Below are 17,365 nucleotides of genomic sequence, written 5' to 3'. Positions count from 1 at the left end.
TGGCAACGAATATACAGCCTCAATCATACAGAAAATACTCAGAACGACATTACTGATGACGACGGATCTCATGAAAGAGCATCCGCATGGCATTCGCCTGCCATCTGGCAATGAAATGCCCAACACCTTCATTTTCCGCTTTGCCCTTTGCTCGGTTATCCTCGTCCTCCGGTGGGTTGAAGGTGGAGGACAGCTGCAAACCAAGCCAGAGCGGGTAAGAAACGATATGGTCGATGTGAACTTTGCAGCCTATGGAACATATTTCGACGGCATCATGACAAACGATCGGAAGATGCTCAGCATATTTGATGAGGCAAGCTTTGTTCTAAAGGAAATTTCGCGCCGTTAGAAAGTCCGTGAGGCTAAACGTGGTCGGCAACAAATTTCTCGATATATGAAATCATGTCTTCGACGTCGCTGTCTTTAAACTGACAAACCATTTAGTTATTATGCACTGCGGATCTAAAGCTGACAGTTTGTAAGTAAAATTAAATAATACTCACGATTCAAAATCGTGAGAGCGACTAATAGAGAAGTTCTGATCGGATTTTTACGCAAAAGAGTCAGTTCTAGTGTTAAACACATAAATTATGTACACAAGAATGCTGGCTACGATGAAAAGAAAAAAAGCAGAACCAAAATCAAATCCCTGAAACCATGCAAAAACGCCGAACAGTATTGCGGCTAAAACATCTGCAAGGCTAACGAGAGTTCCGTTAACAACGTGCCGAATTACCGGGATTGCATTGAGTACTTCATAGAAGGCGGTCATCAGGCCAAACACGCCCGCACCAGTACCGATGACAGCCCAGCTCAGGCCGGGGCTGAAAAGCCCCACTCCCATCAAGACCAATCCCATCAGGACGGCCCCGAGGACGAAGCGGAATACGCGCGTGCCGATGCTCATGGAGGTACCCATGGTCTACGCGTCACCAACAGGTCCGATGCCCGATCGTTCCATCGGCCTTCGGTGGCGGCGTTTCGTAGCGCTGTATCGGTGTGCCGACTCGGCGAAACTCAAGAGATATGTCCGCTTGGAGGGGGGCGCAGGCTTCCGCTTCCGACCCTACTCGGTCATAGAAGCAAGCCAATGGCGGCCTCGAAAGCAGACGTCGCAGCCGGACGCGCGCTGCGAACGCATGCTCTCGGATTCCCGCTTCCCGCGCTCGTGAGGCCGCCCGTTCAATCCACAGTCTGCATCTGGAAGACGCCTCCGAGTTCACCGGGCTTGCCTGAGACCACCACGAGGTAGCGCCGGCTCGCGCCGGCATCCGTGCGGGTGATCTGGCGGATCGGGCCGATCGCGTTGACGATGGCCGCGCCGGCCGGGTTGGTCATGAAGGCGGCGAGCGGCTCCAGGCCGGCGGCCCCCTTCGGATCGGCGGCCAGCGCCAGCACGAACGGCATCTTCGCGGGTAGTCCCGTGACCGCGGCCTGCAGCGTCTGCAACACGCCTTGGTCGAAGAGGGTCACTTGCGTCGCCGGCTTGCCATCGGTGCCCGCGAGCGTCAGCACGCTGGTCTTGCCGGCGGCGCCCAGCGGCTGGAGGTTCTGCTTTCCGTCCCCCTCCGGCACGGCGTTCGGGACGTAGGCCACGCCCTGCGGTCCCTGGCCGATCGGCACCTCGGCGATCACGGTGTTCGATGCGGTGTCGATCACCGCCGCCTTGTCGGCGTTCTCCAGGCCGACATAGACGCGGCTGCCGTCGCCCGAGGGCCAGAGCCCGTGCGGCAGGGCGCCGGTCGGGATGGTGGCGACCTGGGTGAAGTCCTCGGTGCGGAACACCTTGACCTGGTTCAGGCCGCCGATCGTCACGTAGGCGAACTGGCCGGCCTTGGTCGAGACGATGTTGACGTGGTTGGTGATCGGCCCGGTCTCGATGGTCTTCAGAGGCGCGAAGGGCGGACGCGCCGAAAACACCTGGGTCCTGCCGACATCCTTGAGGGTCAACCACACCTGCTTGCCGTCCGGTGTCGCGGCGATGTCGGGGCAGAACGGGCTCTCCTGCTTCACGCGCCCGACGATGGTGTGGGTCTTCGTGTCGATCACCACCGTCTCGGGGCTGAAGCTGGAGCAGACATAGCCGTAGGCGCCGTCCGGCGAGAAGATCGTCATGCCGGGCCCGTTCGGCACGGTGATCCGGCGCGTCTCCTTGGCGGTCGCGGCATCGAGTACGGCGATGTAGTCCTCGCCGCGCACGCTCACCCAGACCTCCCGGCCGTCCGGCGTGAAGAAGGCCTCGTGCGGCGCGCGCCCGACATAGGCGGTGTGGCGGACCGTGTTGGTCGCCGTGTCGATGAAGCTCACGGAGTTCGAGCCGATCGAGACCGCGAGCAAGGTCCTGTGGTCGGGCGAGAAGCCCATGCCGTGGACCAGAAGCTGCCCGCGATAGAGCGGGCTCAGGTTCATCGGCGTCGGGTCGCCGAGCCGGATCACGCCGAGCAGGACGTTGGCGGCGGGATCGACCACCGAGACCGTGTTGGAGAACTGGTCCGAGGTGTAGAACCGGTCCCTGCCGCTGACCGGCACGTCCGGTGCGGAGGCTGCGCCCGGGGCCTGCCCGGCGAGAGCCGAGCCGGAGAGCAACGCGAGGGCGAGGACGGTCAGGGCGGTCTTCATCGGCAGATCTCCGAAGGCATCTCGGCGGCAGGGGCCGTGCCATGGTGGTGAAGGTGGGTGGCTGCGGCGGACGATTCCGGCGCGGGAGGGAGATCGGCGAGCGCCCGTCGCATCACTGCGATCTCCTGGCCCTGTTCGACGATGATCCCCTGCGCGAGGCGGCGCAGGACCGGATCCTTGCCGTAGAGCAGCTCTGCCTGGGCCATCGCGATCGCGCCGTCGTGGTGGGGGATCATCATCGCGGCGAAGTCGCGGTCCGGATCGCCCGAGGGCGGGACCATCATGTCGTCATGCATCCGCGTCATCGACTGCGCCATCATCGCGTCGAAGGACGCGGAGACGACGGCCGGCGGCTCGGCGGCGGCCAGCGTCGGGGGCATCATCATCCGGCCCCCGACGAGGCCGCCGGCCATCACGGCGGCCGTGAGCGCAAATCCCAATGCTCCGCGCATGAGCCGTCCTCCCTGTTCGTTGTCGAGGGGAGAGATGCCGGGGAAACGGTTTTATTCCATGGCCGGGGACGAATTGGCGGCCCTGCCGATGTGATCGATCTTTTCCAAATGTCAGTGGAATAGACGCGCCCGTTCGGCATCTCTCCCAATGCGGTCATGGTCGACCGCCGGAGACCTCACTCATGCGCACCATGCTGATCCGCGCCGCCTTTGCGGCCTTCGCCTTCTCGGCCGTGGCCGCCCAGGCCGCGCCCGCCATGACCGCGCCCGCCATGACCGCCGAGACCGCCAAGGGGCCGGCGCTCGTCGATTCCAAGAGCATGACCCTATACACCTTCGACAAGGACATGGGCGGCAAGTCGATGTGCAACGGCCCCTGCGCCGCCAACTGGCCGGCACTGATGGCCGCCTCCGGCTCGGCTGCCAGTGGCGACTGGACGATGGTGACACGGGACGACGGCACGATGCAGTGGGCCTACAAGGGCAAGCCGCTCTACACATTCGCCAAGGACACCAAGCCGGGCGACATCACCGGCGACGGATTCCTCAACGGCGCGTGGCACATCGCCAAGCCATAATCGCTGAATGCCGGGCTCGGCCCCCTCTGACCGGGAAACGTCGTTGGACGAGATCGCCGCCCTCATCGAACCGCAGATCCCGGCGTTGCGGCGCTACGCCGTCGCGCTGTTGCGGGACCGCGAGGCAGCCGACGACCTCGTCCAGGACACGCTGGAGCGGGCATTGTCCGCCTGGTCCGGGCGCCGCCGCGACGGCGACCTGCGGGCGTGGCTGTTCACGATCGAGCGCAACCTGTTCCTCGGCGCCGTCCGGCGCCGGGGCCGACGCGGCGTCGATGTTGGCGCGGAAGCACTCGATTTGGTGCCCGATCCGGGCGCTGACCCGGAGGCCTCGATGGGGGCCCGCGACGTACTCGTCGGGCTCGATACCCTGCCCGAGGATCAGCGCTCGGTGCTGCTGCTCGTTGCGGTGGAGGATCTGTCTTATGCCGAGGCGGCCCAGGTGCTTGGGGTACCGCTGGGCACGGTGATGTCGCGGTTGAGCCGGGCGCGGACACGGATGCGAAGTTTCCTGGAAACTGGCCGGACTGGCCTCTTGAGGAGGGTGAAATGAGCGGGGATCCACGCCCGGTCGGCGAGGACGACCTGCACGGCCTGATCGACGGTCGTCTCGAACCGGAGCGGCAAGCGCTGGTCGAGGCATGGCTCGCCGGCAACCCCGCACGTGCGGCCGAGATCTCGGCGGATCGCGCCCTGCGCGAGCGCCTGCGTGCCCGCCTCGCGCCGATCGCCGAGGAGGCGATCCCGGCGCGGCTCCGGGTGGCCAATATCCGCCCGCGACATCGGCTCGTCGGCGTGGGGTGGTTTCCCATGGCGGCGGCAGCCGTGCTCTGCCTCGCACTCGGCGGTGCCGGCGGCTGGGTCGGCTATGCCCTGCACGGCGGGCCCGCGACGGCGATGGTGGTGGAGGCACCGGCGACGCAGGACGCGGTCGCAGCCTTCCGCACCTTCGTGGTCGAGGCGGTGCATCCGGTCGAGGTGCGCGCAGACGAAAAGCCCCATCTCGTCGCGTGGCTCTCCAAGCGCCTCGGCCACGCCGTAACCACCCCCGACCTCACGGCGTACGGCTTCCGCCTGATGGGTGGCCGGCTGCTACCGGCGGGTTCCGAATCCGCCGCGATGCTGATGTACGACGACGACCGCGGAACCCGGCTGACGCTCTACAGCCGCGTCGGTGACGGCGACGGGCGCACGCTCTTCCGCTTCGCCCGCGAGGGCGACGTCGCCGCCTTCTCGTGGGTCGATGGCGGCATGTCCTACGTCGTCACCGGCCGCACCGACGAGGCGCGGCTGTTGACGGTCGCCCAGGCCGTCGACGCGCAGGTGCGCGGCCTCGCGCCGGACCGGCGATAGGATCGGGACATAGGGGGACACGATGAAGACCGCCGTTCGACGACACCGCGTCCGTGGCTTGGCGGGCGCATTGTTCTGCCTTCTTGTGGGGCTCGGGGGGCCGACGTCGGTCGTGGCCGAGCCGGCCCCGACCTACCTCGCGCTTGGAGACTCGCTGGCCTACGGCCTGCAGATCGACAAGCTGAAGGGTCAAATCGCGAACGGTGCGGTGCGGCCCGAGAGCTTCGACACCGGCTACGTCGACATTCTCGCCGCCGATCTGAAGCGATCCGCGGCCGGCCTGACAGTGGTCAATCTCGGCTGCCCCGGCGAATCGACGACCTCGTTCATCGCCGGTCCCTGCGGCTTCGCCACCACCGGGAAGCCCTTCGGCACCACACCGCTGCCCCTGCACATCCCCTACCAGGGGGCCCAGCTCGCTGCGGCGACCGCGTATCTCGGCGCTCATCCTGAAGGCGTGGGTACGATCACCCTCGACATCGGCATCAACGACCTGCGCGCCGTCCAGACGGCCTGCGCCGACCAGGGTGCCGATTGCATTGCGACCCGCTGGCCGACGGCGCTCAAGGGAACCGAGGCCAACCTCAAGCTCATCCTCGGGCAGTTGCGGGAGGCGGCGCCCAGGGCGCGCATCCTCGTCGGGACCTACTACAACTGGCTCGCCGCCGCGGATCAGGGGGGCGACCGCTTCGTTGAGGACCTCAACCGCGTGATCATAGCCGCCGCCGCCGATGCCGGCGCCCGCACGGTCCTCGTCTTTCCCACCTTCAACCGGACTGGCAATCCCGTCGCCCGGCTCTGTGCGCTGACGCTGTTCTGCACGCCCGGCCACGACCTGCACCCCTCGGATGCCGGTTACCGGACGATCGGAGATCTGTTCGTCGCAGCCGCCCGCCAGCCGTGACCCTCGACCAGCTCCGCATCTTCGTGGCGGTGGCCGAGCGGCAGCACGTGACCCGGGCTGCCGAGGCGTTGAACCTCGTGCAGTCGGCGGTCAGCGCGGCGATCGCCAATATCGAGGGGCGGCACGCGACCAAGCTGTTCCACCGGGTCGGCCGCGGGATCGAGCTGACCGAGGCGGGGCGCGTGTTCCTCGTCGAGGCCCGCGCCGTGCTCGCCCGTGCCGAAGCTGCCGAACTGGTGCTCGCCGACCTCAGCGGCATGCGACGCGGGACGCTGGCCCTCTACGCCAGCCAGACCATCGCCAGCGACTGGCTGCCGCGCCACCTCGTCGCCTTCCGCCGGGCCTACCCCGAGATTGCCATCCGGTTGGGGGTGGGCAACACCACCGAGGCCGCCGATGCGGTGCGCGCGGGGCAGGCCGAACTCGGCTTTGTTGAGGGGGCGCTGGACGATCCGACGCTCGCAAGTACGACCATCGCCCAGGACCAACTGGTCCTCGTCGTCGCCCCTGGCCATGCCTTCGCCGAGGCGACCGACCTCGAACCCGAAAACCTCGCCGGGGTCGATTGGGTGCTGCGCGAGGCGGGATCGGGAACCCGCTCGGCCTTCGAGGCGGCCCTGGGTGCGGCCGGCCTCGCAGCCGCCCAGCTTCGGGTCACGCTCGAACTGCCCTCTAACGAGGCGGTCCGCGCTGCCGTCGAGGCCGGGGGCGGGGCCGCCGTACTGTCCGAAACCGTGGTCGCCGCATCGCTTCGGGCCGGGACCCTGGTGCGGGCGGCGTTCGACTTGCCGAGCCGGCCGTTCCGGGTGCTGCGCCACAAGGAGCGCTACCGCAGCCGGGCCGCCGACGCGCTGCTTCACCTGATCGCGGCAGCGAATGCCGGATGAGCGAGCCCGCGAAACCCGTGCCCCCCGACGACCCGCGGGTGAGGCTCGCCGAGGATCGGACGGTTCTGGCGGCCGAACGCACCTTCGTGGCGTGGCTTCGCACCGGGCTCGCGTTCCTCGGCGTCGGCCTCGCCGCGCAGCGCTTCCTCCGGGAGGTGCTCGCGGTCTGGCCGCTGAAGGTGCTGTCGCTGACCTTGATCGCCTGCGCGCTTGCCTCGTTCGCCGGTGCCGTGTGGCGGGACCGGGCGATCCGGGCACGGCTCACCCATGCCGAGATCCCGATGATGCCGCGCCTCCTCACCGTCGGGATTGCGGCCCTGCTCATCGCGATCTCGGGTCTCGCGGCCACCGCACTGCTCTGGGCGTGAGGGTCAGGCCACCGTCACTCGCACCCGGTGCCAGGCGGCGCTGAGGTAGCCCTTGTAGTTCCAGGTGTCGTCGGGGGCGGCCGGCTGGGTCTGGCCGGCGGAATCCCAGGCCCGCACCGCGAGCTCGTGCTCGCCGGTGGTCAGCTCGCGCTCGATCTCCCAGAACGTCCAGGCGTAGGGCGCGTCGGCATCGCGCTCGATCCGGGCCTGCGCCCAGCTGCGGCCGCCATCCGTCGAGACGTCGACGCGGGCGACCGCGCGGTCGCTGGCGATGGCGTAGCCGCGGATCGCGTGCCGGCCGGCCTTCAACGCCGCGCCGCGGGCGGGCTCGCAGATCGCGCTGTTCAACGGCATCGCCTCGATGGTCATGCCGTGGGCCGGGTCGGCGGTCCCGGCCGTCACGTTGGGCGGAAACAGCTTGTAGTCGTCGGCCTGCATCGGGTTGTCGGAAGGCCGGTCCTGAACCGAGATGCGGGCGAGCCACTTCGGGCTGCGGATACCGGCAAATCCCGGAACGACCACGCGCAACGGATGGCCGTGCTCGGGGGCGAGAGGCTCGCCGTTCATCGCGAAAGCGAGCAGCGTCTCGGGGGCCAGCGCCTTGGCGAGCGGGATCGAGGCACCGAAGCGCGTGTCCGTGTCCGCGATCCGGTCGTGGCTCTCGAAGGCGACGTGGCGCTCATCATCCGCATCGATGCCGGCCTCGCGCAGCACGTCGGCGAGCCGCACGCCGGTCCATTCCGCATTACCGATGGCACCGGGCGCCCACGGGTCGCCGGAGACCGGCGCCACGGCCAGCATGTCGGCCCGGCGGTTGCCGGCGCATTGCATCACCGCCGTGACGGTGACGGGCGCGAAGCGTTCTTTGAGATCGGCGAGGGAGAGGTCGAGGGGCGTCGCGACCATTCCGTCGACGGTCAGGCGGTAGCCGTCGGCGTCGAGGTCCGGGATGTCGCCGTGGCTGCGGACGTAGAAGTCGGCTTGATCAGTCAGGAAGGCGGCCCGCAGGCGATCGAGCGGCGGCTCGGCGTTGTAGGGCGCCTTTCCGTGGACGATGAGGCGGTCCTTGCGCTGGAACAGGCCGAGCATGGGGTCTTTGTCCTGCGTTCGCGACGTGTCGAGATCGAGAACGCGCCGGGCGCCGAAAGGCACCCGGCGCGCGACGCTTCACGGCTTCATCGTCGAAACCACCGCGTTCTTCGCGCGGTCGACCACGGCCACGCTGAGGTCGCGGTTGAGGACGTACGCGTGGGCGTTGTCGGCCGAGAACGCGATCGCCTGGCGCGGCTCGTTCAGCCCGGTCACCGTGGCGACGACCTTGAGGCTGCCGGTGTCGATCACCGACAAGGAGTTGTCCTTGAGGTTGCCCGAATAGACGAAGCGCCCGTCCGGGGTCAGCGCGGCCCCGTAGGGGTCCTTGCCCACCGCGACTTCAGAGGTGACCTTGCGGGCGGCGACATCGACCACGCCGATGGTGTTGCGGCCGCTGTTGGCGGCAAACAGCGTCTTGCCGTCCTTGGTGATCGAGATGGCGCGCAGCTTTTCGAACCCGACGATCTCGCCGGTGATCTTGTTGGTGGCGGTGTCGACCAACGTGATCTTGTCGCCGAGGAAGTTCGTCACGAACACGGTCTTGCCGTCCGGCGACAGCTTCACGCCCTGGCGCGGCTGAGCGAAGCCGGGGATCACGGCGTCTGCGAGCATGGTCTTGGTGTCGAACACGGTCAGCGTGCTCGCGGCCTCGTTGTTGACGTAGAGCTTTGTCCCGTCGGCCGAGAGCACCGTGCCGAACGCACCGGGGCCCGCGGCAAGAACGCCGGCTTCTTTGCCGGTGCCGGTCTCGTAGACCGTGATCCGGCCCGTGCCGCTGTCGGAGACGTAGAAGCGGGCGCCGTCCGGCGCGAACACGATGTTGCGCGGCGTGACGAAGCCGTCGAGGCGGCGCAGCACCGTGCCCTTGGCGACGTCGTAGACGATGACGGCGCTCTCCTCGCTGTTCGACACCGCGGCGACCGTGCCGGCGGCGTTCAGGGCGAGCGCGTTGTTCTTGATTGCGCCGTCGAAGCCGGCGGCGAATCCAGGTTGGTTCTGGGTGAGGAGCAAGGCAGCTCCGGCGAGGAGGGCGCGGAGGCTGGTGCGGACGTCAGTCATGAAGCGTGTCTCTCGGGCATGCGCCCTCGTTCGGCGGCCTGGGGCCGGCCGTGCGGGCGAGTTCGAAATCGGATTGCGTCGTGCGGGACCGGTCAGGCCGTGCATCGCCTTAGGGAGATGCCAGCGAGGGCGGTCTATTCCCCGAGGCCGACGAAAAAAGCACGGCGGCCTCGGGATTCGAGGGTTCAGGGCGTGGGCTTCAACGCCGTGAGGTAGTCGACGATGGTCTGCACATCGGCCTGATCGACCGGCGCTTTGTAGACGTGGACCATCTTGTTCACGGTCTCGGTCCACTGCGCCTTCGTGAGCTTGGGCTGGGTCAGCACCATCCCGGCCGAGTGGCAGGCGAGGCAATTGTTATTGACCGCCTCGGCTCCCGGCCCGTCCGGAAAGATCCGGTCGGACGTCGGAAATTCGATCGATTGCGAGCTGAAGCGCATCGGCTCGGGAGCAGGCGCCGCGAGCGCCACCAAGGGAGACAGGATGAGCGCGGTGATGAGGGCCGCAGGGCGGATCGTGTTCATGGCTGTTCTCCTCAAGTGGCCTGGAAGGACACGGTCTCGATGCCGTTCTGCATGAAGCCGTTGGCGTTCCAGACCCGGTCCATGCCTTGCGCGACGCCCTTGGTGTTTGTGCAGCGGACCTTGACCGTATGGGTCCCGGCAGCAAGCGCCGGCAGGCTGCCGTCGAAGCGGCGGAAGCTGTAGGGGCCCTCGTCCGCCCCGAGTTGCGCCGGGACCCACGTCGCTCCGCCGTCTCCAGAGACCTCGACCGTCTTCACCCCACAATCGCCGCCGAAGGCGATGCCGCGGATGGCCACCGGCGTTCCGGCCGCCACCCTGGCGCCGTCCTGCAGATTGGTGACGAACGAGCGCGGCACCATCCTGTTGATCGGCACTGTCTTGAAGCCGGTCTGGCCGGGCTTGATGTTAGCGCCCGGCACATCGGGGATGCGATAGGCGGTCTTCATCCAATATTGTTCGTCGGGCTTGTCCAGCACCTCGATGTCGGACAGCATCTTCACCCAATAAGTCGAGTACCAGCCCGGCACCACGAGCCGGAGCGGGAAGCCGTTAAGCAGCGGCAATTGCTCGCCATTCATCGCGTAGGCGATCATCACCTCGCCATTGCTTGCGTGATCGAGATCGAGCGATTTCTTGAAGTCGGGCGCGTCGTCGACCACCGGCGCGTCGAGGCCGTCGAAGCGCACCTGCACGGCACCGGCCTTCACCCCGGCCTGTTCGAGCACATCCTTGAGGCGTACGCCGGTCCATTTGGCGTTGCCCATCGAGCCGTTAGCCCATTGCGCGCCGGGCACTCGCGGCTCGAACAGCCCGCGCGAATTGCCCGAGCACTGGTTGACCGCGGCGATCTCGAAGCGCGGCAGGCCGGCGATGGCGTCGAGGGAGAGCGAGAGTTCCTTCTCCACATGGCCGTGGACCTTGAGCCGGAAGGTGTCGGCATCCACCTCGGTCGGGATCGAGGCCCAGTGCCAGCGCACGTAGAAGCGGTCGTTAGGGGTGAACACGCCCTCGTCGAACACCGAAAACGGCGTCTCCAGCAGCGGAGGATGAGTACGCTGCAGGATCATCTCGCCCTTGCCCGGAAAGGCGGTGGTCAGCGCCCGCTCGTCCGGGCCGCCCGGCAGAGGCAGCTTCACCGAGCCCGCGGCCCAGGCCGGCAGTGCGGCGCCGAGGCTGCCGAGCCCGAGTCCACCCAGGACGAGGCGGCGGTTCAACGGTTCGTGCAGATGACGCATGATGTCTCCCTGGAATCGTTTGTTGGACCGCGTCGGCCGGTCGCTAGATCTCGGTGTCGCCGTCGGCGGACGGCATTGGCGTCGGTCGGGACGGTCCGGTCTCGCCGCCGGAAACTCGGGTCGTCGATCCATGTCATCCCGGCAAAGAGGCGACTTCCCCATGAAGGAGATGCTACGGCGAGACGATTATTCCATCCAATGATCGTTAGAAATTTGAACGATCTCCGATTGCGATCATCCGAAGATTTCCGATCTTCAATCAATGGCGGGCGGCCGGATCAGGTGATCGTCAGCCAGGCGGTGCCGACGGCGGCGACAGTCAGGGCGACCGTCCAGAACAGGACCCAGCGCATATGACCGCTGGTCTCGCCCTGCCGGGCCTCGTCGGTGGTCTCGAAGGTGGGTCGGGTCATGATGGATCTCCCTGCCATTCGGGTGGTCGAAGGCTTCACGCGCCGCCGGACTGATGCCCGGCGGCCAACGGGGCGCTGTCAGCGACCGATCAGTTCCCGCGCCGGGCCGCCGGTCTCCTGGCCGCGGCCACGGGCGTAGGCCGGGAGTGCCGGGTTCTTGGCGTTGGCGCCATCGGCGTCGCCGTAGATCGGTGCGGATGGGCTGGTGATGGAGCGGGCCTGCGGAGCGCGGAGGCCCTGGGCCTGCGAGAGGCCCGTCATGCCGACAAGGGCGGACGCGGTGAGGGCGAGGGCGGCGATCGTACGGGTCATGGTCGATATCCTTCTGGTGGGGTCGTCACGTCGGTTCGTGATGACAAGAAGGTAGCGGCCGGAAACCATTCGTACTAACGGTTTGCATAGCTAGTTTTAATCGATTGTTTTGATGATTAGCCGCCACTTGCGAGCTGCTATCTATCGCGGCGGCGCGCGATGCGGGGGCGTGCTAGAGCCGGTGCGTTGACCCTCCGAAGCCCGAGAACGCCCCGTGTCCGAATCCAGTCTGCTGGCGATCAGCACAGGCCTAAAGCCGCTCTCGCGCCTCCAGCATCCGCGGGACGTGATCCGGCAATTTACGCCGAACTGGTTCACAGTGGTGATGGGCACTGGCGTGGTCGCCTTGGCCCTCGACCGTCTGCCGGCGACGCATGCCCTGCTGGCCCCTGTCCCGCTCGGGCTCTGGCTCGCCTCCGTCGTGCTCTTCGCAACTTTCTGCCTGGTCTACGGCGCGCGCTGGATCTTCTACTTCGATGGCGCCCGACGGATCTTCGGACACTCGACGGTGTCAATGTTTTTCGGGGCGATCCCGATGGCGCTGGCGACGCTGCTGAACGGGCTGCTGATCTTCGGTCCACCGTATCTCGGCGCCGATACCGTCCGCATCGCCCTGCCGCTGTGGTGGATCGACGTGGCGCTCGCTCTGATCTGTGCCGTCGCGATTCCCTATCTGATGTTCACCCGTCAGGAGCACCGCATCGACCAGATGACGGCCGTCTGGCTGCTGCCGGTAGTGACCGCCGAGGTCGTCGCCGTCTCCGGCGGCCTGCTCGCCCCGGCCCTGAGCGGCGAGAGCCAGCAGCTCGCCGTCATCGTCACGAGCTTCGTGCTGTGGGGCGTCTCGGTCCCGCTGGCGCTGAGTATCCTGGCGATCCTGGTGCTGCGCATGGCGCTGCACAACCTGCCGCCGCGAGAGATGGCGGCATCGAGCTGGCTCTCCCTCGGTCCGCTCGGAACCGGGGCGCTCGGCCTGCTCGTGCTGGGGCAGGCCGGTGGCCCGATCCTCGCGGCGGGCGGTTTTGCCGGAGCTCCGGACATCCTCAGGATCGTGGGCCTCATCGGCGCACTGATTCTCTGGGGCTATGGGGCTTGGTGGTTCCTGCTCTCGCTCGCTGTTACGGTGCGCTACCTGCGCGCCGGCGTTCCGTTCAACCTCGGCTGGTGGGGCTACATCTTCCCGCTCGGCGTCTATGCCCTGGCCACCCTGCGGATCGGCGAAGTGACGGCACTCAGCGGGTTCGCCTGGCTCGGAGCGGGCCTCGTCGGCTTGCTGACCCTGCTCTGGCTGATCGTGTCCGTGCGCACGTTGCGCGGGGCCTATCGCGGGGAGCTCTTCGTCTCACCATGCCTCGCCGGGGCCTGACCGGGCCTCGGGCGCATCCGATCGGTTCAAGCGAGGCCCAGCACGCGGATCAGACCGAGGCTGACGGCGCCGAGCGCGAGGAGCGAGGCGACTACCGCCAGGGTCACCCGCGCGCCGGCCTTGGCGACGCTGCGCACGTCGACCCCGAGGCCGAGCGCCGCCATCGAGACGATGGTGAGGAGGTTGGCCATCTGTGAGATCGGCTTGAGGGCGACGGCCGGGATCAGTCCGGCCGAGCGCAGGGCAGCGACCGCTAGGAAGGCCAGGATGAACCATGGCACGAGCCGGTGGATTGCGAGACGGCCGCCGGCCGGCCGGTCCCCAGCCGTGACGCGAGGTTCGGCCGCGTCCGGCTCCTCGCGAAGCCGGCTTGCGCCGAGGGAGAGCGCCAGAACGACCGGGCCGAGCATCAACACGCGCACCAGCTTGACCAGCGTCCCGACCTGGACGCTAAGTGCCGCGACCGGCGCGGTGGCGGCGAGGACCTGCGGCACGGCGTAGACGGTGAGGCCGGCGAGCACGCCGTACTGCATAGGCGACAGGCCAAGCAGCGGCACCAGCAGCGGCAGGCCGAGCACCACCAGCACGCCGAGCACCGCGGTGAAGGCGATGGAGGCTGCGACGTCCTCGCCGTCGGCACCGATTACCGGGGCCGTGGCGGCAATGGCTGAGTTGCCGCAGATAGAGTTACCGCAGGCGACGAGGATCGCCATGCGCGGATGCAGCCCGAGCGCCCGACCGATGCCGTAACTCAACAGGATCGCGACAATGACCACGCCCGCGATGCCGAAGAGCAGGCCCGGACCGGCGGCGAGGATCTTCGTGAGGCTGAGCGAGGCCCCGAGCAGGACGACCGCGATCTCCAGCACGGTCTTGGCGCCGAAGGCGATGCCGGGAAAGAAACGCTGCGACGGGGTCCAGGCGGTGCGGATCGCGCTCCCGAGTAGGATCGCCAGCACCAGGGCTTCGAGCCAGGCGCGACCGAACAGGTGCGTTTCGACGGCCTCGAAGCCGACCGCGGCGGCGGTGACCGCCACGCAGAGGCCGAGTCCCGGAAGGATGGCTCTCGTGCCGGCCAAAGCACGCGTCGAACGACAGTGGGAGAAAAGTCTGGGCGCGGACATGGATGGCTCCGATGTGATGCCGGAGGATCCCAGGTCCTGTTCATTCACTCCAACGGAATGATTAGATGCTTTCCATCACTGAAATAGATGAAATGTGGAACCTTCTGCAGCCGGTGGAGATCCATTGTGGGGGGCCGACAGGCGGATTCACCCGTCGATCCAGCGAGCTTCGATCGTCGTGTCCGCGGCAAGCTCATAGATCCTGACGGAGCCCGTCGCGAGTTCGAGGTGCTCGACCTCCGCCGGGCTGGGGTCTTAGAGCGCCATCACAAGCGCCCGCAGGCATTTACCGTGGGCGACGACGAGCACGTCTCCGCCCATGACCGCCGGCTGGATGGTTCGGAGGTAGCATGGCACAATGCGGGAGACGGTATCGCGCAGGCTCTCACCGTTCGGCGGCGCCTCGGCGTAGGAGCGGCTCCAGGTCTCGATCCGCTCCGCCCCCCAGCGCGCAACGGCGGCGATCTTGTCGAGCCCGCTGAGGTCGCCGTAGTCTCGCTCGACGAGCGCGGCGAAGCGTTGGGGGACCAATCCTGGTTGCCCGAGCGCATCGAGGATCAGCCGGCCGCTCACGACGGCCCGCGTCAGCGTCGAGGTGAAGGCAGCGGAAAAGCGCCAGCGGCGCTCGGCCAAACGCCGCCCGGCTGTCTCGGCTTCCATCCGGCCCTGCTCGGTCAAGGGCGAGTCCAGCAATCCCGTGAACAGGCCGGATCGGTTGGCTACGCGCTGGCCATGCCGGACTAGCACGAGACATCGCGTGACCGGGCCTTTGCAATCGTGAATCACGCTGCCTCCCGAGGCAGAGCACTTTCGCGCCGGTCGCATCGCCTCTGATGAAGTCGGCATCCGACTTTAACGAACTTCGACCATGCGATGGGTTGGACCGTCCATCCAGAGACGGCGGGTCATCCTAGGTCCGCTTAAGAACGTCATGCGACTGAAAGCAGCCAAGCTGCTTCCCACCCAAAGCAGGCAGGACACAAATCACGAGTTTCGGACTGTTGAATTAGCCCCGCGAATCAGCAGCTTGGCTGTGCCGTAAATCAAGTCCGAAACTGCTACTCGCTCATGTTCGGAAAACGCTCCCCACCGGACGTTACGCAAGCTGCCCACGATGGAGTGAAAGGGGTCGCGAGAGGGCGCAACTGCGGCGCCTGCTTCTCCGAACTCTCGCTCAGAAGCGAACAGTCGCACATCCATCCGTCCCGGACGTTCCATTCACACCTTGTGTAAGAAGCTCTATCAAAACCCCCGCAGCCGTTCGATAACACGTTGATATCATTAACATCGCTTCGGTTTGATAAGGCTTCTAAGACGCTATCCGGCACTGTTACATCTCAGCGCGATCGATCCTCCCCCGGTTCCAGGCCTCTTCGGCCATCATCCCGTAGGAGTGATTCACGCTGTGACCGCCTAAGCGCGCTCATGTGCGCGAGTTCCTCGCGCAGGGTGTGTCGGCGCGTATCCAGCGGCGGCATGTCCTCTACGAAGCAATGAATACGCAGACTCAAGGCCCGGTCGGCCGGATCGGCTGAGCGACCGATCTCTTCGGCGAAAGCAAGGTAGTGAGCCCGGATGTTGGCCTGCCGCTCCCGGATCCGCTCCTCCCAGGGTCGTTCCACCCTCTCCTGGGACTGCCGCACCACCTCTTCTCGCGCCAGGCGCTCCACCCGAGGCTGCTCGCCGCGCTCCTTGATGGCCCGGACCTTTCCCCGATCGGCCTTGCGCACCTTGCCGCGTGTACGCCGTGGGGTCGCCTCCGCTGCGACCCCGCGCGACCGAAGCTCTTGCGCGAACTGTTCGCGCCACTGGTGCAGGTCGGCTTTGCGCGGATTGAGGCGGCGCCCGTCATAACCCGCCGCGCGCACGGTCAGATGGACATGCGGATGCACGTCGTCCTGATGAAGCACGAAGGCGTAATCATGCCGTCCCTCGAACGTGTCGATCGCGAAAGCCCGGACCGAGTCGAGGACCTTCGTCCCATCCGTTCCCGGCGGCATCGACAGGATCATGTTGACCGACAGCGTCCGGTTAGCCCGCCGCGTGTCGAGGACAACATCCTCGGACCACCGGTCCTGGAGATCGCGCAACCCGCCACGCCCCTCCATCACGACACCGGTCTCCGTCTCGGCCGCCAGATCGCCGTTGCGCGTGATGTAGGCGAGATGGGAGCAGAGATGCTCGACGCCCTTCGTGCGTCCGGTGATCTTGACCATCACCTCGGGCACACGCGCGACGATCCGCTCGAGCCGGCCTCTCATCGCAGGGGTGAGCGCCTTCCCGCCGCTGGGACCCGGCATGTCCCAGGGTTGTCGCTTGGGACGACGGATCGGCGTCTGCCACACGTAGGAGATCGGCGGCAAGTCGCCCGCCTTCGCCCCACTCACGTTTCGGTATCCCAATAGCCGGCGCTGCGTCCGAGTGCTTGGCGGAGCGCGCTCGCGAGGCCGTCGACGGCCACCGTCATCTCCGCCAGCAGACCGACATCAAGCGATACGGGCCGGTTCGACCGGGCATCGGTGTTCGCCGCGCGGGCGATCTGATTGACGTTGCCGCCGATGCGGTTGAGCTCGCGGGCGATCGCCCGCAGCGCCACACGCTCGTCACCGGTCTGTGGGTGCTCCACGCCGAGCCGAGCCCGCACCAGGGAGGTGATCCACTGGGTCCGGCTCATCCCCCGCGCCTCGGCGAGCCCGACGATGCGGTCGATCTCCTCCGCACGCAGACGCAAGGTCACCTTCGTCGAGGGTCCGAGCGCCGCCGCGATCGAGGGTAGTACCGAGCCGGCACCGCTTGCCGACGCCGCTTGGCGCGCACCAACAGCCTCGTCCACCAGCCGACGGAGAAATGCCGACTTCCCGCCCTCGCGATGCGCCCGGGCCGCAAAGCGCGTGGCGACCTCGTCCGGAACCCGGAATGTTACCGTCGCCATGGGGCCTCGATGGGCGACAACTTCTGTAATACAATGCTGGCGGCAAGCCTATCCTGCACTAGACCTTGCACACCCCTCATAGCGCCTTCCATCGAGGTGAGCGCACTGCAGGTCCGATGAAGCCGACGGCGATGTCGAGGATGCGGG

The 17,365-nt window shown here is 66.8% G+C and carries 20 protein-coding genes and 1 pseudogene; 8 read left to right on the top strand and 13 right to left on the bottom strand.

Features of this window, described 5'->3' with window-relative positions:
* Positions 1–55: 55 nt before the first annotated feature.
* A complete protein-coding gene (locus HCU64_RS21570) occupies positions 56–349 on the top strand; it encodes a hypothetical protein (protein ID WP_233386322.1) in 294 nt (97 codons plus the stop codon).
* Between the two features lie 201 nt (positions 350–550).
* Here the strand turns inward: HCU64_RS21570 and HCU64_RS21565 are convergent, their stop codons facing one another.
* From HCU64_RS21565 to copM, 3 genes are all read right to left on the bottom strand, one after another.
* Positions 551–907 (bottom strand): hypothetical protein, encoded by a 357-nt coding sequence (locus HCU64_RS21565; RefSeq protein WP_233386320.1) that lies wholly within the window; start codon positions 905–907, stop codon positions 551–553.
* 275 nt (positions 908–1,182) lie between these two features.
* Positions 1,183–2,619 carry a YncE family protein gene (locus HCU64_RS21560; RefSeq protein ID WP_012752409.1) on the bottom strand — a complete coding sequence of 479 codons (1,437 nt, stop codon included), beginning with the start codon at positions 2,617–2,619 and terminating at the stop codon, positions 1,183–1,185.
* Positions 2,616–3,071, bottom strand: a complete 456-nt coding sequence (copM, locus tag HCU64_RS21555) for a CopM family metallochaperone (RefSeq protein WP_012752408.1) — start codon at positions 3,069–3,071, stop codon at positions 2,616–2,618. The genes HCU64_RS21560 and copM overlap by 4 nt, the downstream gene beginning before the upstream one ends.
* 182 nt (positions 3,072–3,253) lie before the next feature.
* Between copM and HCU64_RS21550 the strand changes: the two genes are divergently transcribed.
* From HCU64_RS21550 to HCU64_RS21525, 6 genes are all read left to right on the top strand, one after another.
* Complete coding sequence (locus HCU64_RS21550; RefSeq protein WP_012752407.1) at positions 3,254–3,649, top strand: COG4315 family predicted lipoprotein; 396 nt, start codon at positions 3,254–3,256, stop codon at positions 3,647–3,649.
* Positions 3,650–3,692: 43 nt separating this feature from the next.
* Positions 3,693–4,202: an RNA polymerase sigma factor gene (locus tag HCU64_RS21545; protein ID WP_012752406.1), complete on the top strand. Its 510-nt coding sequence runs from the start codon at positions 3,693–3,695 to the stop codon at positions 4,200–4,202.
* Positions 4,199–5,002: an anti-sigma factor family protein gene (locus tag HCU64_RS21540; RefSeq protein ID WP_012752405.1), complete on the top strand. Its 804-nt coding sequence runs from the start codon at positions 4,199–4,201 to the stop codon at positions 5,000–5,002. Before HCU64_RS21545 ends, HCU64_RS21540 begins: the two co-directional genes overlap by 4 nt.
* A 112-nt stretch (positions 5,003–5,114) precedes the next feature.
* Complete coding sequence (locus tag HCU64_RS21535; RefSeq protein WP_056382354.1) at positions 5,115–5,906, top strand: SGNH/GDSL hydrolase family protein; 792 nt, start codon at positions 5,115–5,117, stop codon at positions 5,904–5,906.
* On the top strand, positions 5,903–6,793 hold the full coding sequence (locus HCU64_RS21530; RefSeq protein ID WP_012752403.1) for a LysR family transcriptional regulator: 891 nt from the start codon (positions 5,903–5,905) through the stop codon (positions 6,791–6,793). Before HCU64_RS21535 ends, HCU64_RS21530 begins: the two co-directional genes overlap by 4 nt.
* The gene (locus HCU64_RS21525; RefSeq protein WP_012752402.1) at positions 6,790–7,161 is read left to right on the top strand and encodes a YidH family protein; all 372 of its coding nucleotides are present in this window, start codon (positions 6,790–6,792) and stop codon (positions 7,159–7,161) included. The genes HCU64_RS21530 and HCU64_RS21525 overlap by 4 nt, the downstream gene beginning before the upstream one ends.
* Positions 7,162–7,164: 3 nt before the next feature.
* Here the strand turns inward: HCU64_RS21525 and HCU64_RS21520 are convergent, their stop codons facing one another.
* The 6 genes from HCU64_RS21520 to HCU64_RS21500 form a co-directional block, all read right to left on the bottom strand.
* Entirely contained in the window at positions 7,165–8,250 is a 1,086-nt protein-coding gene (locus HCU64_RS21520) for a molybdopterin-dependent oxidoreductase (RefSeq protein ID WP_012752401.1), read from the bottom strand.
* A 78-nt stretch (positions 8,251–8,328) separates the two neighbouring features.
* The gene (locus HCU64_RS21515; RefSeq protein ID WP_012752400.1) at positions 8,329–9,312 is read right to left on the bottom strand and encodes a beta-propeller fold lactonase family protein; all 984 of its coding nucleotides are present in this window, start codon (positions 9,310–9,312) and stop codon (positions 8,329–8,331) included.
* A 185-nt stretch (positions 9,313–9,497) separates the two neighbouring features.
* Positions 9,498–9,836: a c-type cytochrome gene (locus tag HCU64_RS21510; RefSeq protein WP_012752399.1), complete on the bottom strand. Its 339-nt coding sequence runs from the start codon at positions 9,834–9,836 to the stop codon at positions 9,498–9,500.
* An 11-nt stretch (positions 9,837–9,847) separates the two neighbouring features.
* Positions 9,848–11,071, bottom strand: a complete 1,224-nt coding sequence (locus HCU64_RS21505; RefSeq protein ID WP_233386318.1) for a molybdopterin-dependent oxidoreductase — start codon at positions 11,069–11,071, stop codon at positions 9,848–9,850.
* 278 nt (positions 11,072–11,349) lie between these two features.
* Entirely contained in the window at positions 11,350–11,484 is a 135-nt protein-coding gene (locus tag HCU64_RS25325) for a hypothetical protein (protein WP_012752397.1), read from the bottom strand.
* A gap of 78 nt (positions 11,485–11,562) precedes the next feature.
* Positions 11,563–11,796: a hypothetical protein gene (locus HCU64_RS21500; RefSeq protein WP_012752396.1), complete on the bottom strand. Its 234-nt coding sequence runs from the start codon at positions 11,794–11,796 to the stop codon at positions 11,563–11,565.
* 214 nt (positions 11,797–12,010) lie between these two features.
* On the opposite strand from HCU64_RS21500, the gene HCU64_RS21495 reads away from it, so the two are divergent.
* The gene (locus HCU64_RS21495) at positions 12,011–13,162 is read left to right on the top strand and encodes a TDT family transporter (protein WP_012752395.1); all 1,152 of its coding nucleotides are present in this window, start codon (positions 12,011–12,013) and stop codon (positions 13,160–13,162) included.
* Positions 13,163–13,188: 26 nt separating this feature from the next.
* Here HCU64_RS21495 and HCU64_RS21490 read toward each other — a convergent pair whose 3' ends face one another.
* The 4 genes and pseudogenes from HCU64_RS21490 to HCU64_RS21475 form a co-directional block, all read right to left on the bottom strand.
* Positions 13,189–14,286: a YeiH family protein gene (locus HCU64_RS21490; protein WP_043765941.1), complete on the bottom strand. Its 1,098-nt coding sequence runs from the start codon at positions 14,284–14,286 to the stop codon at positions 13,189–13,191.
* 147 nt (positions 14,287–14,433) lie between these two features.
* Positions 14,434–15,111, bottom strand: a pseudogene (locus HCU64_RS21485) (2,3-bisphosphoglycerate-dependent phosphoglycerate mutase).
* A 512-nt stretch (positions 15,112–15,623) separates the two neighbouring features.
* On the bottom strand, positions 15,624–16,502 hold the full coding sequence (locus HCU64_RS21480) for a relaxase/mobilization nuclease domain-containing protein (RefSeq protein WP_233386316.1): 879 nt from the start codon (positions 16,500–16,502) through the stop codon (positions 15,624–15,626).
* A 167-nt stretch (positions 16,503–16,669) separates the two neighbouring features.
* The gene (locus HCU64_RS21475) at positions 16,670–17,218 is read right to left on the bottom strand and encodes a plasmid mobilization protein (protein ID WP_233386314.1); all 549 of its coding nucleotides are present in this window, start codon (positions 17,216–17,218) and stop codon (positions 16,670–16,672) included.
* Between the last annotated feature and the right edge of the window lie 147 nt (positions 17,219–17,365).

Source organism: Methylobacterium sp. C25 (genome assembly GCF_021352225.1).
Taxonomy (GTDB): domain Bacteria; phylum Pseudomonadota; class Alphaproteobacteria; order Rhizobiales; family Beijerinckiaceae; genus Methylobacterium.
Note: the sequence above shows the minus strand (reverse complement) of the source record. Positions and strands in the feature narration are given on the sequence as shown.

What these genes read in the sequence shown, in the direction of transcription:
- HCU64_RS21570 (WP_233386322.1), top strand. Translation starts at nt 56, where the DNA reads ATGACGACGGATCTCATGAAAGAGCATCCGCATGGCATTCGCCTGCCA.
- HCU64_RS21565 (WP_233386320.1), bottom strand. Translation starts at nt 907, where the DNA reads ATGAGCATCGGCACGCGCGTATTCCGCTTCGTCCTCGGGGCCGTCCTG.
- HCU64_RS21560 (WP_012752409.1), bottom strand. Translation starts at nt 2,619, where the DNA reads ATGAAGACCGCCCTGACCGTCCTCGCCCTCGCGTTGCTCTCCGGCTCG.
- copM (WP_012752408.1), bottom strand. Translation starts at nt 3,071, where the DNA reads ATGCGCGGAGCATTGGGATTTGCGCTCACGGCCGCCGTGATGGCCGGC.
- HCU64_RS21550 (WP_012752407.1), top strand. Translation starts at nt 3,254, where the DNA reads ATGCGCACCATGCTGATCCGCGCCGCCTTTGCGGCCTTCGCCTTCTCG.
- HCU64_RS21540 (WP_012752405.1), top strand. Translation starts at nt 4,199, where the DNA reads ATGAGCGGGGATCCACGCCCGGTCGGCGAGGACGACCTGCACGGCCTG.
- HCU64_RS21525 (WP_012752402.1), top strand. Translation starts at nt 6,790, where the DNA reads ATGAGCGAGCCCGCGAAACCCGTGCCCCCCGACGACCCGCGGGTGAGG.
- HCU64_RS21520 (WP_012752401.1), bottom strand. Translation starts at nt 8,250, where the DNA reads ATGCTCGGCCTGTTCCAGCGCAAGGACCGCCTCATCGTCCACGGAAAG.
- HCU64_RS21515 (WP_012752400.1), bottom strand. Translation starts at nt 9,312, where the DNA reads ATGACTGACGTCCGCACCAGCCTCCGCGCCCTCCTCGCCGGAGCTGCC.
- HCU64_RS21510 (WP_012752399.1), bottom strand. Translation starts at nt 9,836, where the DNA reads ATGAACACGATCCGCCCTGCGGCCCTCATCACCGCGCTCATCCTGTCT.
- HCU64_RS21505 (WP_233386318.1), bottom strand. Translation starts at nt 11,071, where the DNA reads ATGCGTCATCTGCACGAACCGTTGAACCGCCGCCTCGTCCTGGGTGGA.
- HCU64_RS25325 (WP_012752397.1), bottom strand. Translation starts at nt 11,484, where the DNA reads ATGACCCGACCCACCTTCGAGACCACCGACGAGGCCCGGCAGGGCGAG.
- HCU64_RS21500 (WP_012752396.1), bottom strand. Translation starts at nt 11,796, where the DNA reads ATGACCCGTACGATCGCCGCCCTCGCCCTCACCGCGTCCGCCCTTGTC.
- HCU64_RS21490 (WP_043765941.1), bottom strand. Translation starts at nt 14,286, where the DNA reads ATGTCCGCGCCCAGACTTTTCTCCCACTGTCGTTCGACGCGTGCTTTG.
- HCU64_RS21480 (WP_233386316.1), bottom strand. Translation starts at nt 16,502, where the DNA reads ATGGTCAAGATCACCGGACGCACGAAGGGCGTCGAGCATCTCTGCTCC.
- HCU64_RS21475 (WP_233386314.1), bottom strand. Translation starts at nt 17,218, where the DNA reads ATGGCGACGGTAACATTCCGGGTTCCGGACGAGGTCGCCACGCGCTTT.